The sequence below is a fragment of the Burkholderia seminalis genome (assembly GCF_001718535.1).
Taxonomy (GTDB): Bacteria; Pseudomonadota; Gammaproteobacteria; order Burkholderiales; family Burkholderiaceae; genus Burkholderia; species Burkholderia seminalis.
Genome location: NZ_CP013398.1, coordinates 1,701,496 through 1,714,339, shown reverse-complemented (window position 1 = coordinate 1,714,339; position 12,844 = coordinate 1,701,496). Strand labels below are relative to the sequence as shown.

General features: G+C 64.1%; 15 protein-coding genes and 1 tRNA gene. 3 read left to right on the top strand and 13 right to left on the bottom strand.

Annotation, left to right across the window (positions count from 1 at the left end; genetic code table 11):
• Positions 1–22: 22 nt before the first annotated feature.
• Positions 23–487 carry a plasmid fertility inhibition factor family protein gene (locus WJ12_RS07800; protein WP_059557788.1) on the top strand — a complete coding sequence of 155 codons (465 nt, stop codon included), beginning with the start codon at positions 23–25 and terminating at the stop codon, positions 485–487.
• 42 nt (positions 488–529) lie between these two features.
• On the opposite strand, the gene WJ12_RS07795 is transcribed toward WJ12_RS07800, so the two are convergent.
• Both WJ12_RS07795 and WJ12_RS07790 read right to left on the bottom strand, forming a co-directional pair.
• The gene (locus WJ12_RS07795) at positions 530–1,045 is read right to left on the bottom strand and encodes a GNAT family N-acetyltransferase (protein WP_059557790.1); all 516 of its coding nucleotides are present in this window, start codon (positions 1,043–1,045) and stop codon (positions 530–532) included.
• A 615-nt stretch (positions 1,046–1,660) separates the two neighbouring features.
• Positions 1,661–2,773, bottom strand: a complete 1,113-nt coding sequence (locus WJ12_RS07790; protein WP_034186980.1) for a hypothetical protein — start codon at positions 2,771–2,773, stop codon at positions 1,661–1,663.
• 417 nt (positions 2,774–3,190) lie between these two features.
• Between WJ12_RS07790 and WJ12_RS07785 the strand changes: the two genes are divergently transcribed.
• Complete coding sequence (locus WJ12_RS07785) at positions 3,191–4,279, top strand: methyltransferase domain-containing protein (RefSeq protein WP_226103988.1); 1,089 nt, start codon at positions 3,191–3,193, stop codon at positions 4,277–4,279.
• 365 nt (positions 4,280–4,644) lie between these two features.
• On the opposite strand, the gene WJ12_RS07780 is transcribed toward WJ12_RS07785, so the two are convergent.
• The 8 genes from WJ12_RS07780 to ssuD all read right to left on the bottom strand — a co-directional run bounded on the left by WJ12_RS07780 (position 4,645) and on the right by ssuD (position 9,750).
• Positions 4,645–4,720 (bottom strand) — tRNA-His (locus WJ12_RS07780).
• Positions 4,721–4,774: 54 nt separating this feature from the next.
• Positions 4,775–5,761 (bottom strand): tRNA dihydrouridine(20/20a) synthase DusA, encoded by a 987-nt coding sequence (dusA, locus tag WJ12_RS07775; RefSeq protein ID WP_059557791.1) that lies wholly within the window; start codon positions 5,759–5,761, stop codon positions 4,775–4,777.
• Positions 5,762–5,889: 128 nt separating this feature from the next.
• Entirely contained in the window at positions 5,890–6,138 is a 249-nt protein-coding gene (locus tag WJ12_RS07770) for a hypothetical protein (protein ID WP_034186983.1), read from the bottom strand.
• 55 nt (positions 6,139–6,193) lie between these two features.
• Positions 6,194–6,391 (bottom strand): hypothetical protein, encoded by a 198-nt coding sequence (locus WJ12_RS07765; protein ID WP_034187036.1) that lies wholly within the window; start codon positions 6,389–6,391, stop codon positions 6,194–6,196.
• A gap of 142 nt (positions 6,392–6,533) precedes the next feature.
• Positions 6,534–6,749, bottom strand: a complete 216-nt coding sequence (locus tag WJ12_RS07760) for a TOBE domain-containing protein (RefSeq protein ID WP_006476104.1) — start codon at positions 6,747–6,749, stop codon at positions 6,534–6,536.
• A 57-nt stretch (positions 6,750–6,806) separates the two neighbouring features.
• Positions 6,807–7,766, bottom strand: coding sequence for an ATP-binding cassette domain-containing protein (locus WJ12_RS07755; RefSeq protein ID WP_059557793.1), 960 nt, complete (start codon positions 7,764–7,766; stop codon positions 6,807–6,809).
• Positions 7,763–8,575 carry an aliphatic sulfonate ABC transporter permease SsuC gene (gene ssuC, locus WJ12_RS07750; RefSeq protein ID WP_049036196.1) on the bottom strand — a complete coding sequence of 271 codons (813 nt, stop codon included), beginning with the start codon at positions 8,573–8,575 and terminating at the stop codon, positions 7,763–7,765. Before ssuC ends, WJ12_RS07755 begins: the two co-directional genes overlap by 4 nt.
• Before the next feature lie 17 nt (positions 8,576–8,592).
• The gene (gene ssuD, locus WJ12_RS07745; protein ID WP_034186986.1) at positions 8,593–9,750 is read right to left on the bottom strand and encodes an FMNH2-dependent alkanesulfonate monooxygenase; all 1,158 of its coding nucleotides are present in this window, start codon (positions 9,748–9,750) and stop codon (positions 8,593–8,595) included.
• A gap of 341 nt (positions 9,751–10,091) precedes the next feature.
• Here ssuD and WJ12_RS07740 point away from each other — a divergent pair, with 341 nt between their 5' ends.
• The gene (locus tag WJ12_RS07740; protein WP_034186987.1) at positions 10,092–10,520 is read left to right on the top strand and encodes a hypothetical protein; all 429 of its coding nucleotides are present in this window, start codon (positions 10,092–10,094) and stop codon (positions 10,518–10,520) included.
• A 108-nt stretch (positions 10,521–10,628) separates the two neighbouring features.
• Here WJ12_RS07740 and WJ12_RS07735 read toward each other — a convergent pair whose 3' ends face one another.
• Genes WJ12_RS07735 through WJ12_RS07725 form a run of 3 tightly spaced genes read right to left on the bottom strand, consistent with a single transcriptional unit; the run spans position 10,629 to position 12,654 of the window.
• Positions 10,629–11,783, bottom strand: coding sequence for an enoyl-CoA hydratase/isomerase family protein (locus WJ12_RS07735; protein ID WP_059557795.1), 1,155 nt, complete (start codon positions 11,781–11,783; stop codon positions 10,629–10,631).
• 31 nt (positions 11,784–11,814) lie between these two features.
• Positions 11,815–12,147: a DMT family transporter gene (locus tag WJ12_RS07730; RefSeq protein ID WP_404824222.1), complete on the bottom strand. Its 333-nt coding sequence runs from the start codon at positions 12,145–12,147 to the stop codon at positions 11,815–11,817.
• 9 nt (positions 12,148–12,156) lie between these two features.
• Positions 12,157–12,654, bottom strand: a complete 498-nt coding sequence (locus WJ12_RS07725) for a heme-degrading domain-containing protein (RefSeq protein WP_034186990.1) — start codon at positions 12,652–12,654, stop codon at positions 12,157–12,159.
• Positions 12,655–12,844: the final 190 nt, after the last annotated feature.

Below are 12,844 nucleotides of genomic sequence, written 5' to 3'. Positions count from 1 at the left end.
GCTCGCACCACCAGAGGAAATAATGACACTCGCCCACGCACAACAAAGCGGCGTGGATGTCTGGATTATCCAGCTCCCCGGGCATGCCCCGTATGCCTATACGCACCTCAAGCGGGTATTCTCGTCCGACGACTCGCGACATCGGGTCGTGATGATCGATCTGAAGAAGTTGCTGGCGTGCGCCGACCGCGACACGACGGACTATGTCCTGCCGTCGGTCCAGTACTGGGCCCCGGGAAAAGCCGCGGGTATCCGCACATTCCTCGCTCCGGATCAGGACAGGATTCCCGACATGCCGTTCATCACGTTTCGCGAGACCAGAGCGCGAACGCTGCTCGGCATTCCCGGCCTGTCGAAAATCGGCGTCGCGTCGTTTCGCAACGGCCAGCATCGGGCGCGCTATCTTGCCCATGCGGGCGCGACGGCGCTGCCCGTCGAGATCCACGAGACCGAGGCTAATTTGCTCGTTCGATATTGCGGCGAGTAACGGCGAAGCGCGTCCGGCTTTCTCACCGATACCGGCAAGCCCTCAGGCGTCGATCGCGTAGATCCGATCGGTGACCTTCGTCGGGCCGATGCGGCTCGTTTCGATACCGGCCAGTTGCCAGCCGTTGTGTTCGTAGAAACCGATCGCTCGCACGTTACCGTCCAGCACCTGCAGGTGGACCTTGCCCGCGCCGATCGACCGCGCCCACGCACGGACGGCTTCGATCATGCGCTTGCCCGTCCCGCAGCCGTGATGCGAAGGATGGACATGCAGGCAGTCGAGCAGCACACCGAGCGCCGGATCGTCAGGACGTTCCGCGCTGACGAAGCCGACGGGCGCGCCGTCCGACTCGGCGATCAGCACCAGGCCCCACTCGTCTTCGTTGCGATCGAGATACTTGCGCCACCGGATCGCGTGCTCTGTCGGCACCTCATCCGACAGGTAGGTGGCCGGAAGGATATGGCTGTATGCGCTCTGCCAGCTCTGCGTATGCAGGCGAGCGATGAGGGACGCGTCGTGCGCAGTCGCGGCGCGAAGCGTGGTCCGAGTGTCCGACATGGGTTGGCGACTCCTTGTAGCGTGTTCTATCGATCGGTATGTGTCGTCGCAAAATATACCGTGCCTTGCGAAATGCCTTTCTCGGTGACGCATCGCGGGGGTATCGCTGCATATGCAAAAAAAATCCCGGCGCCTTCATGGGTCGTCGGGATCGAACGGCCCTGCAAAGCATGAGGGCACGAGGAAGGCGATACATTACACCCATGAAAGACTGTTGCGCTTTGTCGGTTGGCGCCAAGTCCCTGTTCCATTCCGCCAATCCAGTCTTCGATGGAATGCCGTAAACGAAAAAAGCCTGCTCGCGCATCACGCGAGCAGGCAAGAAAACGGATCAGCATTCGAGGCACGAGGGCTGTCCAGGAGAGATAACGGCACGGCGCGCGCAAACCTTAGCGGAAAGCAGCAGCGATATCAGCCGATGCTGCGTTCGATGTCGAGCCCAATTTCGACACACGCCCGCTTTGCCTGGCGAACGAGCACCCAGGAGGATTGATGCCGGTGCTTCTAGCGGGATTCGACGGCTTGTGCCGTTGGCCCGCCGCACAACTGGTGGTGGCGATGAACACCGCCTGAAGAATGTCGTCCCAAAGCGGCTGGCTCCGAATGAGCAGCGGATCAGTTGCCCGCGCAGAGAAACTGAACCGTATTCGTGCCGGTTCCGGTGAAAGTGATCGATGCACCCGAATCTTGACTGACCTTCACGGCGTTCGCCGCGGTCGTGTCGTTGGCCGTGCAGGTATAACTCGACGCAGACGTATAAACGGCCGGACCGGTGAGTTTGACCGTGGCGCTGCCGGATGCCAACGCGACCGATCCATGCACCATGTGCGGAGCATTCGCGCCGGCACCGGTCGGGCTATAAAGCGGCATTGAACCTGTTCCGCCAGCCGAAATATTTCCTTTTGCGGAATAGTTTCCGGTATCTGAAAACGTGTGCTCGTTGACGCCGGAAAGATTCTGCAACGCAAGCAGCCCGTTCGCAAATATCGCGCGAAGCGACGCGGTCGTTGCATCGCTTCGGATTGCCGCAACCTTGTTCCCTGCACTGCCGAACCACACGACAGCGTCCTTTCGTGGCAATACAATTGCGTTGCCTTCGCCAGTCGTCGTGTTCAAGGCGCTGCTTTGAAACACGATCCCGTTTTCGAAGGCAGTGTTGTTGTTTACGATGCCGACGGCGGCACTGGCGTTGGCCGCGCCGGTCTTCACATCACGGCGTCCCGATGACAACCAGAGCCCCGGGGTGATACCGCTCCGGAACATGTCGTACGGGTCGAGTCCAACGACGGAGCCCTGATTTACAACGTCGATTTCATGCCCTTGAGTCGTTCCGGCGCCCGGCCTTCTCCGCGCTTCGGAGTAGGTGGCATAGGCAGTTTGGACGTGAACCGTATTGTCATTGATTGCATAGCCCGCAACACCCTGAGCGGCCATTGACCCGGTCAGCGAATTGTCCGACGTGCGCGTCGCTCCCAGCAAACCCATTCCACCACCGGCCGATTGCGACCATGTTTGCGCGCACGCGGTCGTACATGGAATCAATGAGTTAAGCCAGGTGAATTGATTTCCGAATGATGCAACGGTGGGTGCCGTGTGGCCGGTTTTCGAGGAAGACGCGCCGTAGGGTTGAGAAGCCGTGCGTGGCAGGCCGGCCGCCGGCTGAGCGTGCGACGGCAACGCGGCCAACGATACGAGCGCGACAAGCAAGCGAATGCGGATGTTCTTCATGGTGAGTGGTCAACCGAGAGGTGAAACGTCGAGAACGAACATGTAATCGAGCAAGTTCCGAGCGACGATCGTGGGCACTTCACACGGCCCGAAATCGAGGCCTGCACAGTATGCATTGTCGTAATCGAACCCGAAAAACCGAAGTGTCGTGGGTCGCCGTGGTCGCTTGGCTGACGCGCACGCATTCCGGCTTGAGGCTCGGGAGATGCTCACGCCGGCCAATCGCGAATCCACCCTGTCACGAGGTCGCGTCGAGGCACGGTTCGAGTTTCGAGAAACGACAAATCCTCCGTGTGCGGCTGCCCCTCGACACGTGTGCGTGCCGATACGCCGTCGGTAGTGCACTCCCGAGAATGAAGCAAACGCCGAACGACAGTGGATGGATGATCCCACTTACATGACGTAAGATTGCCAACCGTGACCCCCACCACATCGATGGAGACCGAAATGGTGAAGGCGGCATTGAAGGCGATCGGCAGGCCGATCTGGAAGCGGGTGCAGTTCCGTATCAATGTTGCGATCGATCGGCGCATCGAATCTGACCGGGCAGAAATTGCGCGGCTCAAGCAGGCGACTGTCGACCTTCAAAAAAAGATCGACTCCCTGTACGTCGAGCGCGGATGCACAAGTGAGCATTTCGATCTGGACAAACGCATTGCGAATGCAATCGAACAACGAATCTTCGTTCCATCCGATCCAGTCCTCGACGATCAAGCGCCGTTCATGCAGTACTCGACATGTAGTGCGGCCGATATGCTTCACCCGGAGCATGCACGAGTTTGCGCGATGCTCTGCCTCCCCCCGATGTATCAGCGAAAATTTTGGGAATGGACATACATCATCCACCACCTGAACCGGCTAGGCATGCTCACCCCCGGTCGGCGCGGGCTCGGCTTTGGCGTGGGTCAGGAGCGATTGCCGGCGCTTTTCGCCAAACTGGGATGCTTCATCGTCGCCACTGACGCGCCACCGGAAATTGGACAATCCAGCGGATGGTCCCAAACCGGACAACACAGTAACGCCCTCAACGAGCTGCGATTCCCGAACATCGTGGCCGACGAAATTTTCGATCGCGCCGTGACGCATCAACATTGCGACATGAACGCCATTGCCCCGTCTTTGCGCGATTTTGATTTCAACTGGTCCTCCTGCTGCTTCGAGCACCTTGGCAATCTGGAGGCCGGCCTTCAGTTCGTCATCAACAGCATGGATACACTGAAGCCCGGTGGGGTTGCCGTTCACACGACGGAATACAATCTTTCGTCGAACGACGATACGTCCAGCGAAGGCGGCACCGTGATTTACCGAAAGCGCGATATGGAAGAACTCGTCATGCGGTTACGCAATCGAGGATACGAGGTTGAGTCGTTCGCGCCAGCACCACACGCGCACGCACTCGATTTCCACGTCGACGCGCCGCCGTACAGCAACAACCCGCATCTCAAATTGAGGTTGGCCGGCTATACAACCACCTCCGCCGGAATCTGCATTCGCCGCAGCGCGTGAGTTCCCTTGTTGTTGGAAGGTTCTGCGAAGGTCGCGCCGTATCCGTAGCAGGTGCATACCGGCGCGCCATCAGGAATCTCGACGGCTGCCGAGTACGCGCCATTGGACGGCAATCGGGAAATCAAGTTTCCGATCTCGGCTGGCCGCAGATCGACGCGACTCCGGGCACGTTCGCGTAAAGCAGCGCGGTGCATGCCCTGCCCCACTCGCAGATACGGCAACAGCCACGCGCAGGCATGCGTCTGCAACAAGATCGTGAAACGCAAAGGCCCCATGAAAATTCTCTTTGCGGAAGTCAAAACAAAAACGGCACTGTCTTTTGGGACAGTGCCGTTTTTAACTTCTTGATACCGCTAGGAATTCTGTGGGGTGGCTGATGGGACTCGAACCCACGACGACAGGAATCACAATCCTGGACTCTACCAACTGAGCTACAGCCACCACTGATACTGCTTACTTTGCTTCGCTGTTTTGTTTCAGCAGCGAAGAACAAGATTATACGAAGACTTTTGAATCTTGCAAAGCCTTTTTTTCAAAAATTTCTTCGGCTTCGTTCAGATGCGCGCGCGCCTCGTCAAACACGGCCAGATCGCCGCGCGCGAGCTTCTTGTTGTCGGACAGCACGCGGCGCCAGCCACGCGCGCCCGGCATGCCGCGATACAGTCCGAGCGCGTGCCGAACGATCGCGCCGAGATAGGTCCCACGCTTCAGTTCGGCCGCGCAATACTCGATCAGCTGCGCCTCGGCGTCCTCGCGCGTCGGCACCGCTGCGGTCGACCCGTAGAAGCGCGTATCGACTTCGGCCAGCACAAACGGGTTGTGATACGCCTCGCGACCCAGCATCACGCCGTCGACATGTTCGAGGTGCTGCGCAACCTCGTCGAGCGTCGTGATGCCGCCGTTGATAACGATCTCCAGCGACGGAAAATCACGCTTCAACTGATACGCATAGTCGTACTTGAGCGGCGGGATCTCGCGATTCTCCTTCGGCGACAAACCCTTCAGGATCGCGTTGCGCGCATGCACGACGAACGTTTCGCAACCGGCCTCGGCCACCGTGCCGACGAAGTCCCGCACGAACGCGTAATCTTCGACCGCGTCGACACCGATCCGGTGCTTGACCGTGACCGGCACCGACACCGCATCGCGCATCGCCTTCACGCCGTCGGCAACGAGCTGCGGCTCGTTCATCAGGCACGCGCCGAACGCGCCGCGCTGCACACGCTCGGACGGACATCCGCAATTCAGGTTGATTTCGTCGTAGCCCCACTGCTCGCCGAGCTTCGCGGCGCGCGCGAGATCGTCACGCTCGCTGCCGCCCAGTTGCAGCGCGATCGGCGATTCGCTCGGCGTGAACGCAAGATGCCGCTGCGCGTCGCCGAACAGCAGCGCGCCCGTCGTGATCATCTCCGTATACAGCCACGTGTTGCGCGTCAGCGTACGGTGGAACGACCGGCAATGACGGTCGGTCCAGTCGAGCATGGGCGCGACGGAAACGCGGCGGGGAGGAAGCGAGGACGAAACGGACATGGAATTCGGGCAACAGGCCAGCCGGCACGGGAACAACCGGTTATTTTACCGCAACCCGGGCCACTCCTGCCGGCGCTCCGCTAGCCGCCCTCGCCCAGCTCCGCATCGACGGCCCGGCGCGCCTCGTCGAGCACGCGCTCGATCACGCGTCGCTCGGTCAGCAGCATCCCGTCGACCTTGACGAGCCGCCAGTCGATCCGCACGGCATCGCCTTGCAGCACGCGGTAGTGCGCATGCTCGCCGTCCCAGACCTGCTCGGTCTTCACCTCGATCTCGAAACCGCGGTACGGCTCGCTGAAATCGCCGAGGTCGCTGCCTTTCGGTTCCATCGCACGCTCCGTGGCGACGCGGCGCCAGGCCGCCCGGGCAGCCGGCGCCGGGCGCTCAATCGTATTCGTTGGACAAAAAGGATTTGCCGTCGGTCGTCAGGTCGACCCGGTCGGCCGTCGCCTGATAGATCAGCCCCTCGTTCAGCAACGCATAGACAACGTCGTCGAACGCAGCGGGAACCGGCCGGCTTTCGCCGAACTGGTCGATCCACTTCAGCGCCTCGATGGCTTCAGGGGAAAGAATGGGGGTCATGCGTTGGCCTCCGGCGTCGTGTCGCTCCATCCTAGCACTTCGTCCGGACGCCGAATACCGAGGCATGCGCGCTGCGGGAACGCCGATGCGGCGCGGCGGGCGCACTGCCCGCCGGCGCCGCATCGGAGCAGGACACGCGCGGTCAGAGACGCGCGATCGAGACTTCGGTGGACTTCACGAGCGCGACGACTTCCGCGCCGACCTTCAGTTCGAGTTCGTCGACCGAACGGGTCGTGATCACCGACGTGACGATGCCGAACGGCGTCTCGACGTCGACTTCGGAGACCACGGACCCGCGAATGATCTCCTTCACCTTGCCCTTGAACTGGTTACGTACGTTGATTGCAGTGATGCTCATCGGGATGATCGCTCCGAAGAAAAAAGTCTCAAGACGGGCGGCCGGAGCCGCCCGGAATTAAACGGCCCAGCGGATCTGCCCGACCGGTCGAACCTTGTCTGCCTCATGCTCCGCGTCCTGATCGACCGCACCGGGCCCACCGGCAAGCACGCGCTTCAGCACGCGATCCTCCAGCGCCGCGAATGCGGCCGAGGCGCGGGCGCGCGGCCGGTCGAGCGGCACGGGCTGATCGAGCGCCACACGCCCCTGCTCGATCAGCAGGATGCGGTCGCCGAGCGCGACGGCCTCCTGCACGTCGTGCGTGACGAGCAGCGCGGTGAACCGATGCTCGCGCCACAACCGCTCGATCAGCGCATGCATCTCGATGCGGGTCAGCGCGTCGAGCGCGCCGAGCGGCTCGTCGAGCAACAGCAGTTGAGGCCGGTGCACGAGCGCGCGGGCCAGTGCAACGCGTTGGCGCTGGCCGCCCGACAATTGCGCGGGCCAGTCGTTGGCCCGCTCCAGCAGGCCGACTTCATCGAGCACCGCGCGCGCCTGATCGCGCGCGCCGCGCCCGAGGCCCAGCATCACGTTCTGCAGCACGGTCTTCCACGGCAGCAGACGCGCATCCTGGTACATGATCCGCGTGTCGAGCACGCCGCCGCCCTCGCCGCGCGTCACGAGCGCGCCGCTGCTCGGCTGCTCGAGCCCCGCGACGAGACGCAGCAGCGTCGATTTCCCGCAGCCGCTGCGGCCGACGATCGCGACGAAGCTGCCGCGTGCGATACCGAGCTCGACGTTGTCGAGCACCGTGCGTGCGCCGAAGCGCTTGCTGACGCCCGACAGCGTCACCGCGTCGTCGGGTGCCGGGCTGTCCGCGCGTCGTCGCGCGAGCGGCACGACCGATGCGCCGCCGTCGCGCTCGAGAATCGCCGCGTCGCGCGCATCGCCGTCCGCGACGCGTGCCTGTGCCAGTTCGACCTCGAGGTCCGCGCCGGCGAGCGGGCCGTAGGCGGCCGCCGAAGTGGTCGCATTCATGCCTTTGCTCCTGATTGATAAGCGGGATGCCAGCGCAGCGTCACGCGCTCGAGCCATTTCGCCAGCACGTCGGCCAGCTTGCCGAGCACCGCGTACAACAGGATGCCGACCACCACCACGTCGGTTTGCAGGAATTCACGCGCGTTCATCGTCATGTAGCCGATGCCCGACTGCGCGGAGATCGTTTCCGCGACGATCAGCATCACCCACATCAGCCCGAGCGCGAAACGCACGCCGACGAGGATCGAAGGCAGCGCACCGGGCAGGATCACGTCGCGGTACAGCGCGAAGCCGCGCACGCCGTAACTCTTCGCCATCTCGATCAGGTTCGCGTCGACCGAACGGATCCCGTGATACGTGTTGATGTAGACCGGGAAGAACACACCGAGCGCGACCAGGAACAGCTTCGCCTTCTCGTCGATGCCGAACCACAGGATCACGAGCGGAATCATCGCGAGCGCCGGAATGTTGCGGATCATCTGGATCGTCGAATCGAGCGCGACCTCGGCCGCCTTCGACAGGCCGGTCGCGAGCCCCAGCGCAAGGCCGACGCCGCCGCCGATCGCAAAGCCGAACAGCGCGCGCCACGTGCTGACCTTCACGTTCGCCCACATTTCACCCGACGTCACGAGCGACCAGGCCGCGCGGACGACCGCCACCGGTTCGGGCAGCACGCGGGTCGACAGCCAGCCGGTGCGCGCACCGACCTCCCACGCCACCAGCAACGCGAGCGGCACGAGCCACGGCGCGACGCCGCGCCAGGCACGGGCCGCCACGACGGCGCCCGTCGTCGACGTTTTCGTTGTCATCGCAGGCCTCCTGTCGCTCAGCTCTGCGCGGCTTTCGGCAGATAGTTGTTGCCGACGATTTCGCCGAACGGCCCCGACAGCGGGCCGGTCGCCTTCTCCGCGCCCTTGCCCTTGATCAGCGGGAACACGAGCTCGGCGAAGCGATACGACTCCTCGAGGTGCGGATAACCGGACAGGATGAACGTCTCGATGCCGAGATCCGCGTATTCGCGCATGCGTTCCGCGACCTGCTCGGGATTGCCGACGAGCGCCGTGCCCGCGCCGCCGCGCACCAGGCCGACGCCGGCCCACAGGTTCGGGTACACCTCGAGCGCGTCGCGGCCGCCGCGCTTGCCGCCATGCAGCGCGGCCATCCGGCGCTGGCCTTCCGAATCCATGTTCGCGAACGCCTGCTGCGCACGCGCGATCGTGTCGTCGTCCAGACGGCTGATCAGGCGCTCGGCGTCACGCCACGCTTCGTCCTCGGTTTCGCGCACGATCACGTGCAAGCGGATGCCGAACTTGATCTTGCGACCGCGCGCCTCCGCGCGGGCCCGGATGTCGGCGATCTTCTTCGCGACGGCCTCGGGCGGCTCGCCCCAGGTCAGGTAGGTATCGATGTGATCGGCCGCAATCGCGTGGGCGGCCGGCGACGAACCGCCGAACCACAGCGGCGGATGCGGACGCTGCACGGGCGGATAAAGCGCCTTGCCGCCCTTCGACTGCAGGTGCTTGCCGATGTAGTCGAAGCCGCCGTTGTCGTGCGACGCGGCCAGCAGCCCGCGCCAGATGTTCAGGAAATCGTCGGTGATCTCGTAGCGCGTGTCGTGATCGGCAAACAGGCCGTCGCCTTCGAGTTCGGCCGCGTCGCCGCCCGTCACGACGTTGATCAGCAGGCGGCCGCCGGACAGGCGGTCGAACGTCGCGGCCATCCGTGCCGCCAGGCCCGGCGACGCGATGCCGGGACGCACGGCAACCAGGAATTTCAGGCGCTGCGTCGCCGGGATGAGGCTCGACGCGACCACCCACGCATCCTCGCAGGAACGGCCGGTCGGCAGCAGCACGCCTTCGTAGCCGAGCGTATCGGCCGCGACGGCGACCTGCTTGAAGTAATCGTAATCCGCGGCGCGCGCACCTTCGGCCGTGCCGAGATAGCGGCTGTCGCCATGCGTGGGGATAAACCAGAACACATTCATCTGCTGCTCCTGCTTGACTGTCACTGCCGAAATTTGGAAAAGACATCGCCCTGCTCGCGTCGCGGATGCGCGGCGCATGCATGGTGTGCGTTCGATTCGGGATAGCTCGCCGGTCAGGCCGCGCGGCGGGCGAGGACGCGATTGCGCGGCTGTTTCTGGGAAATCAGTCTAGGGATCGGTGCAGGGCTTTGGAACGATTTTTTTGAGCTTAGGTTTTCCGCTTTCGTGATTAGCACGACGCTGGAGCGAATATCGCCGCGGACGGGCCCTATAATGGCGCACCTATCCGAATAACTCCGCGCGCCCGGCCCCGGCCGTGCGCGCCTGCGGTGCACTCATCGATGCAGAAAGTCATCCTGCCATTCCTGTCCGGCTTCCTGGCCGCCCTGTTCTTCCGCGAGGCGACGCTCGCGCTCCTTCACACCGCCGACCTGATCGCCGCAACCGGCTTCTCGACGCAGCCGTTCGCGCCGCTCGGCATTCCTGAATTTGTCGCGAATGCGCTGATCAGCGCATGCTGCGCCATTCCGATGGCGTGGCTGCTGCGCGTATCGCCGGAACGCGAGGCATCGTGGATCGGTGCGCTCATATTCGGCGGCATCGTGCTGACGGCCGCCCGCGTGTTCGCGATCGATCCGCTGCGCGGCATCTGGCCGTCGGGCAACATGATGCCCGTGCTCGCGGCCGGCTTCGCGGCGAACGCGGTGTGGGGCTTCGGCGCGCTCGTGTTCATGCGCGCGTTCATGTCCGACGACGCGGGCGACGAATAACGCACGCTCGGGCGCGATGCCCTTCGATCGCCCTCCGCAAAAAAGGCCGCCTGCATCCGCAGGCGGCCTTTTCGTTTCTGTCTAGCGTGCCGGCCGGCCCGACCGACGTCAGTCCTGCAGATTCCGCAGCGGATGCGTGTCCGGCGCCCACGGGCTGTCGAACATCGCGAGCACGTCGGCGCGATCGACATCGGCGGCCGACTTGAAGCGCCAGGCCGGCCGGTGATCCTTGTCGACGATCAGCGCGCGCACGCCCTCGATCACGTCGCCGCGCGCGAACGTCGAGCGCGTGAGATCGAGATCGCGCCGCAGGCAATCGGCCATCGTCGCGCCGCGTGCGCGTTCGACGACCTCGAGCGACACGGCCATCGACAGCGGAGACAGCTGTTCGCGCATCGCATGGGTCGCCTTTTCGACCCAACCGTCGACAGCCGCGCAATCCTGCTCGGCGTCGAGCGATGCGAGGATCGCGTTGACGTCGGGCTGCGCGAAATGCCGGTCGATCCCGGCGCGCGCATCGGCCAGCGCCGACGTGTCGGGCGTCGGCACGACCTTGTGCGCGGCCGCTGCCTCGGCGACACAAGCCACCGCCCGCGCACCGCTGTCGATCGGCGCGCTGCGCAGCGTATCGAGCAGTGCCGGCAGCGCGGCATCGGGCAGATAGACGTCGGCGAGTTGCGCGTACAGCGCGTCGGCCGCGCCGAGCGCCGCACCGGTCACGGCGAGATAACGGCCGATCGCGCCGGGCGTGCGCGCGAGAAACCAGCTCATCCCGACGTCCGGGAACAGGCCGATGCGCGTTTCCGGCATCGCCATCTTGGTCGAGTCGGTCACGACGCGCAGGCCGCCCGTATGCCGCGCGGCCTGCGAAATACCCATGCCGCCGCCCATCACGACACCATGCATCAATGCGATGTACGGCTTCGGATACGTGAAGATCGCATGGTTCAGCGTGTATTCCTCGATGAAGAACGTGTCGACCGCGTCGCGGTCGCCGCGCTGCCATGCGTCGTGGAAGAAACGCACGTCGCCGCCCGCGCAGAACGCGCGCGGGTGCGGGCTGTGCACGACGACGGCGACGACTTCGGGATCGTTGCGCCACGCGTCGAGTGCCTGCTGCATCAGCCGGATCATGCCGACCGACAGCGCATTCAGCGCCTTCGGCCGGTTCAGCTCGAGAAAGCCGATGCGGTTCGCGACATACGCGTGGACGTCGGGCCGGGCGGATTCGGCGGTAGCAACGGCGGAAGTGGAATCGGTCATGGAAGTCATCCGGCAAACGGCAGTCGCACGGTCAGTGCGCCTGCATCTTCGAGAACAGGTTCAGTACCACGACGCCCGCGATGATCAGCCCGAGGCCGATCACCGCCGGCAGGTCAGGCACCTGACGATAGAGCAGCATCGCGACGAGCGTGATCAGCACGATGCCGGCGCCCGACCAGACTGCATAGATGATGCCGACGGGCATCGTGCGCAACGTGAGCGACAGACAGTAGAACGCGATGCCGTAACCGGCGACGACGAGCGCCGACGGCCAGAAGCGCGTGAAGCCGTCCGCCGCGCGCAACGCGGACGTGCCGACCACTTCCGCGACGATCGCGATCGCGAGCCATGCATAACCGGGCAGTTGCATCGCTCAGCTCCTGGCGAGGGCCAGCACGGCGTAGTCGTGGCCGAGCTCCGCGCACAGCGCCTCGACGACGAACTCGTGATCCGCGCGCTGCGGCAGCCCCGACGCGGTGATCGAGCCGATCACGCCGGCGCCGGCGACGGTCAGCGGGAACGAGCCGCCGTGCGGCGCATATTCGGCGATCGGCAGCCCGTGCTTGTCCGCGAGCGTGGCGCCGGCCTGCTGCATGCGCAGGCCGATCGCGTACGAGCTGCGGCGGAAATGCGCGACGACGTTGCGCTTGCGGCGCACCCAGTCGGCGTTGTCGGGCGTCGCGCCGGCGAGCGCCGCGTAGAACAGCGGCTGGCCGAACGTGACGATGTCGATCGCGATCGCATGGCCGCGCGTCGTCGCGAGCGCATGCATCCGGTTGCCGAGCGCCCATGCGCGCGCGGGATCGAAATGGGGAAACACGAGCGCCTGTTCCTGCGCGCCGATCGATTGCAGATCGTGAGCGATGTCCATGAATCCGTCGATACAGTAAAGGGAGCCGCAACGGCGCCGACGCGATCGCGCACGGCCCTGCTGCCGGGATGACGACACAAACCGCTCGATTCTAGCGCACGCGCTCCACGTACCGTCCCTACGAGACGCGACACGCGATTGTCAGAAAGTGCTTGCATGCCCTCGGGTAACTCCTTATAATTCATTTCTT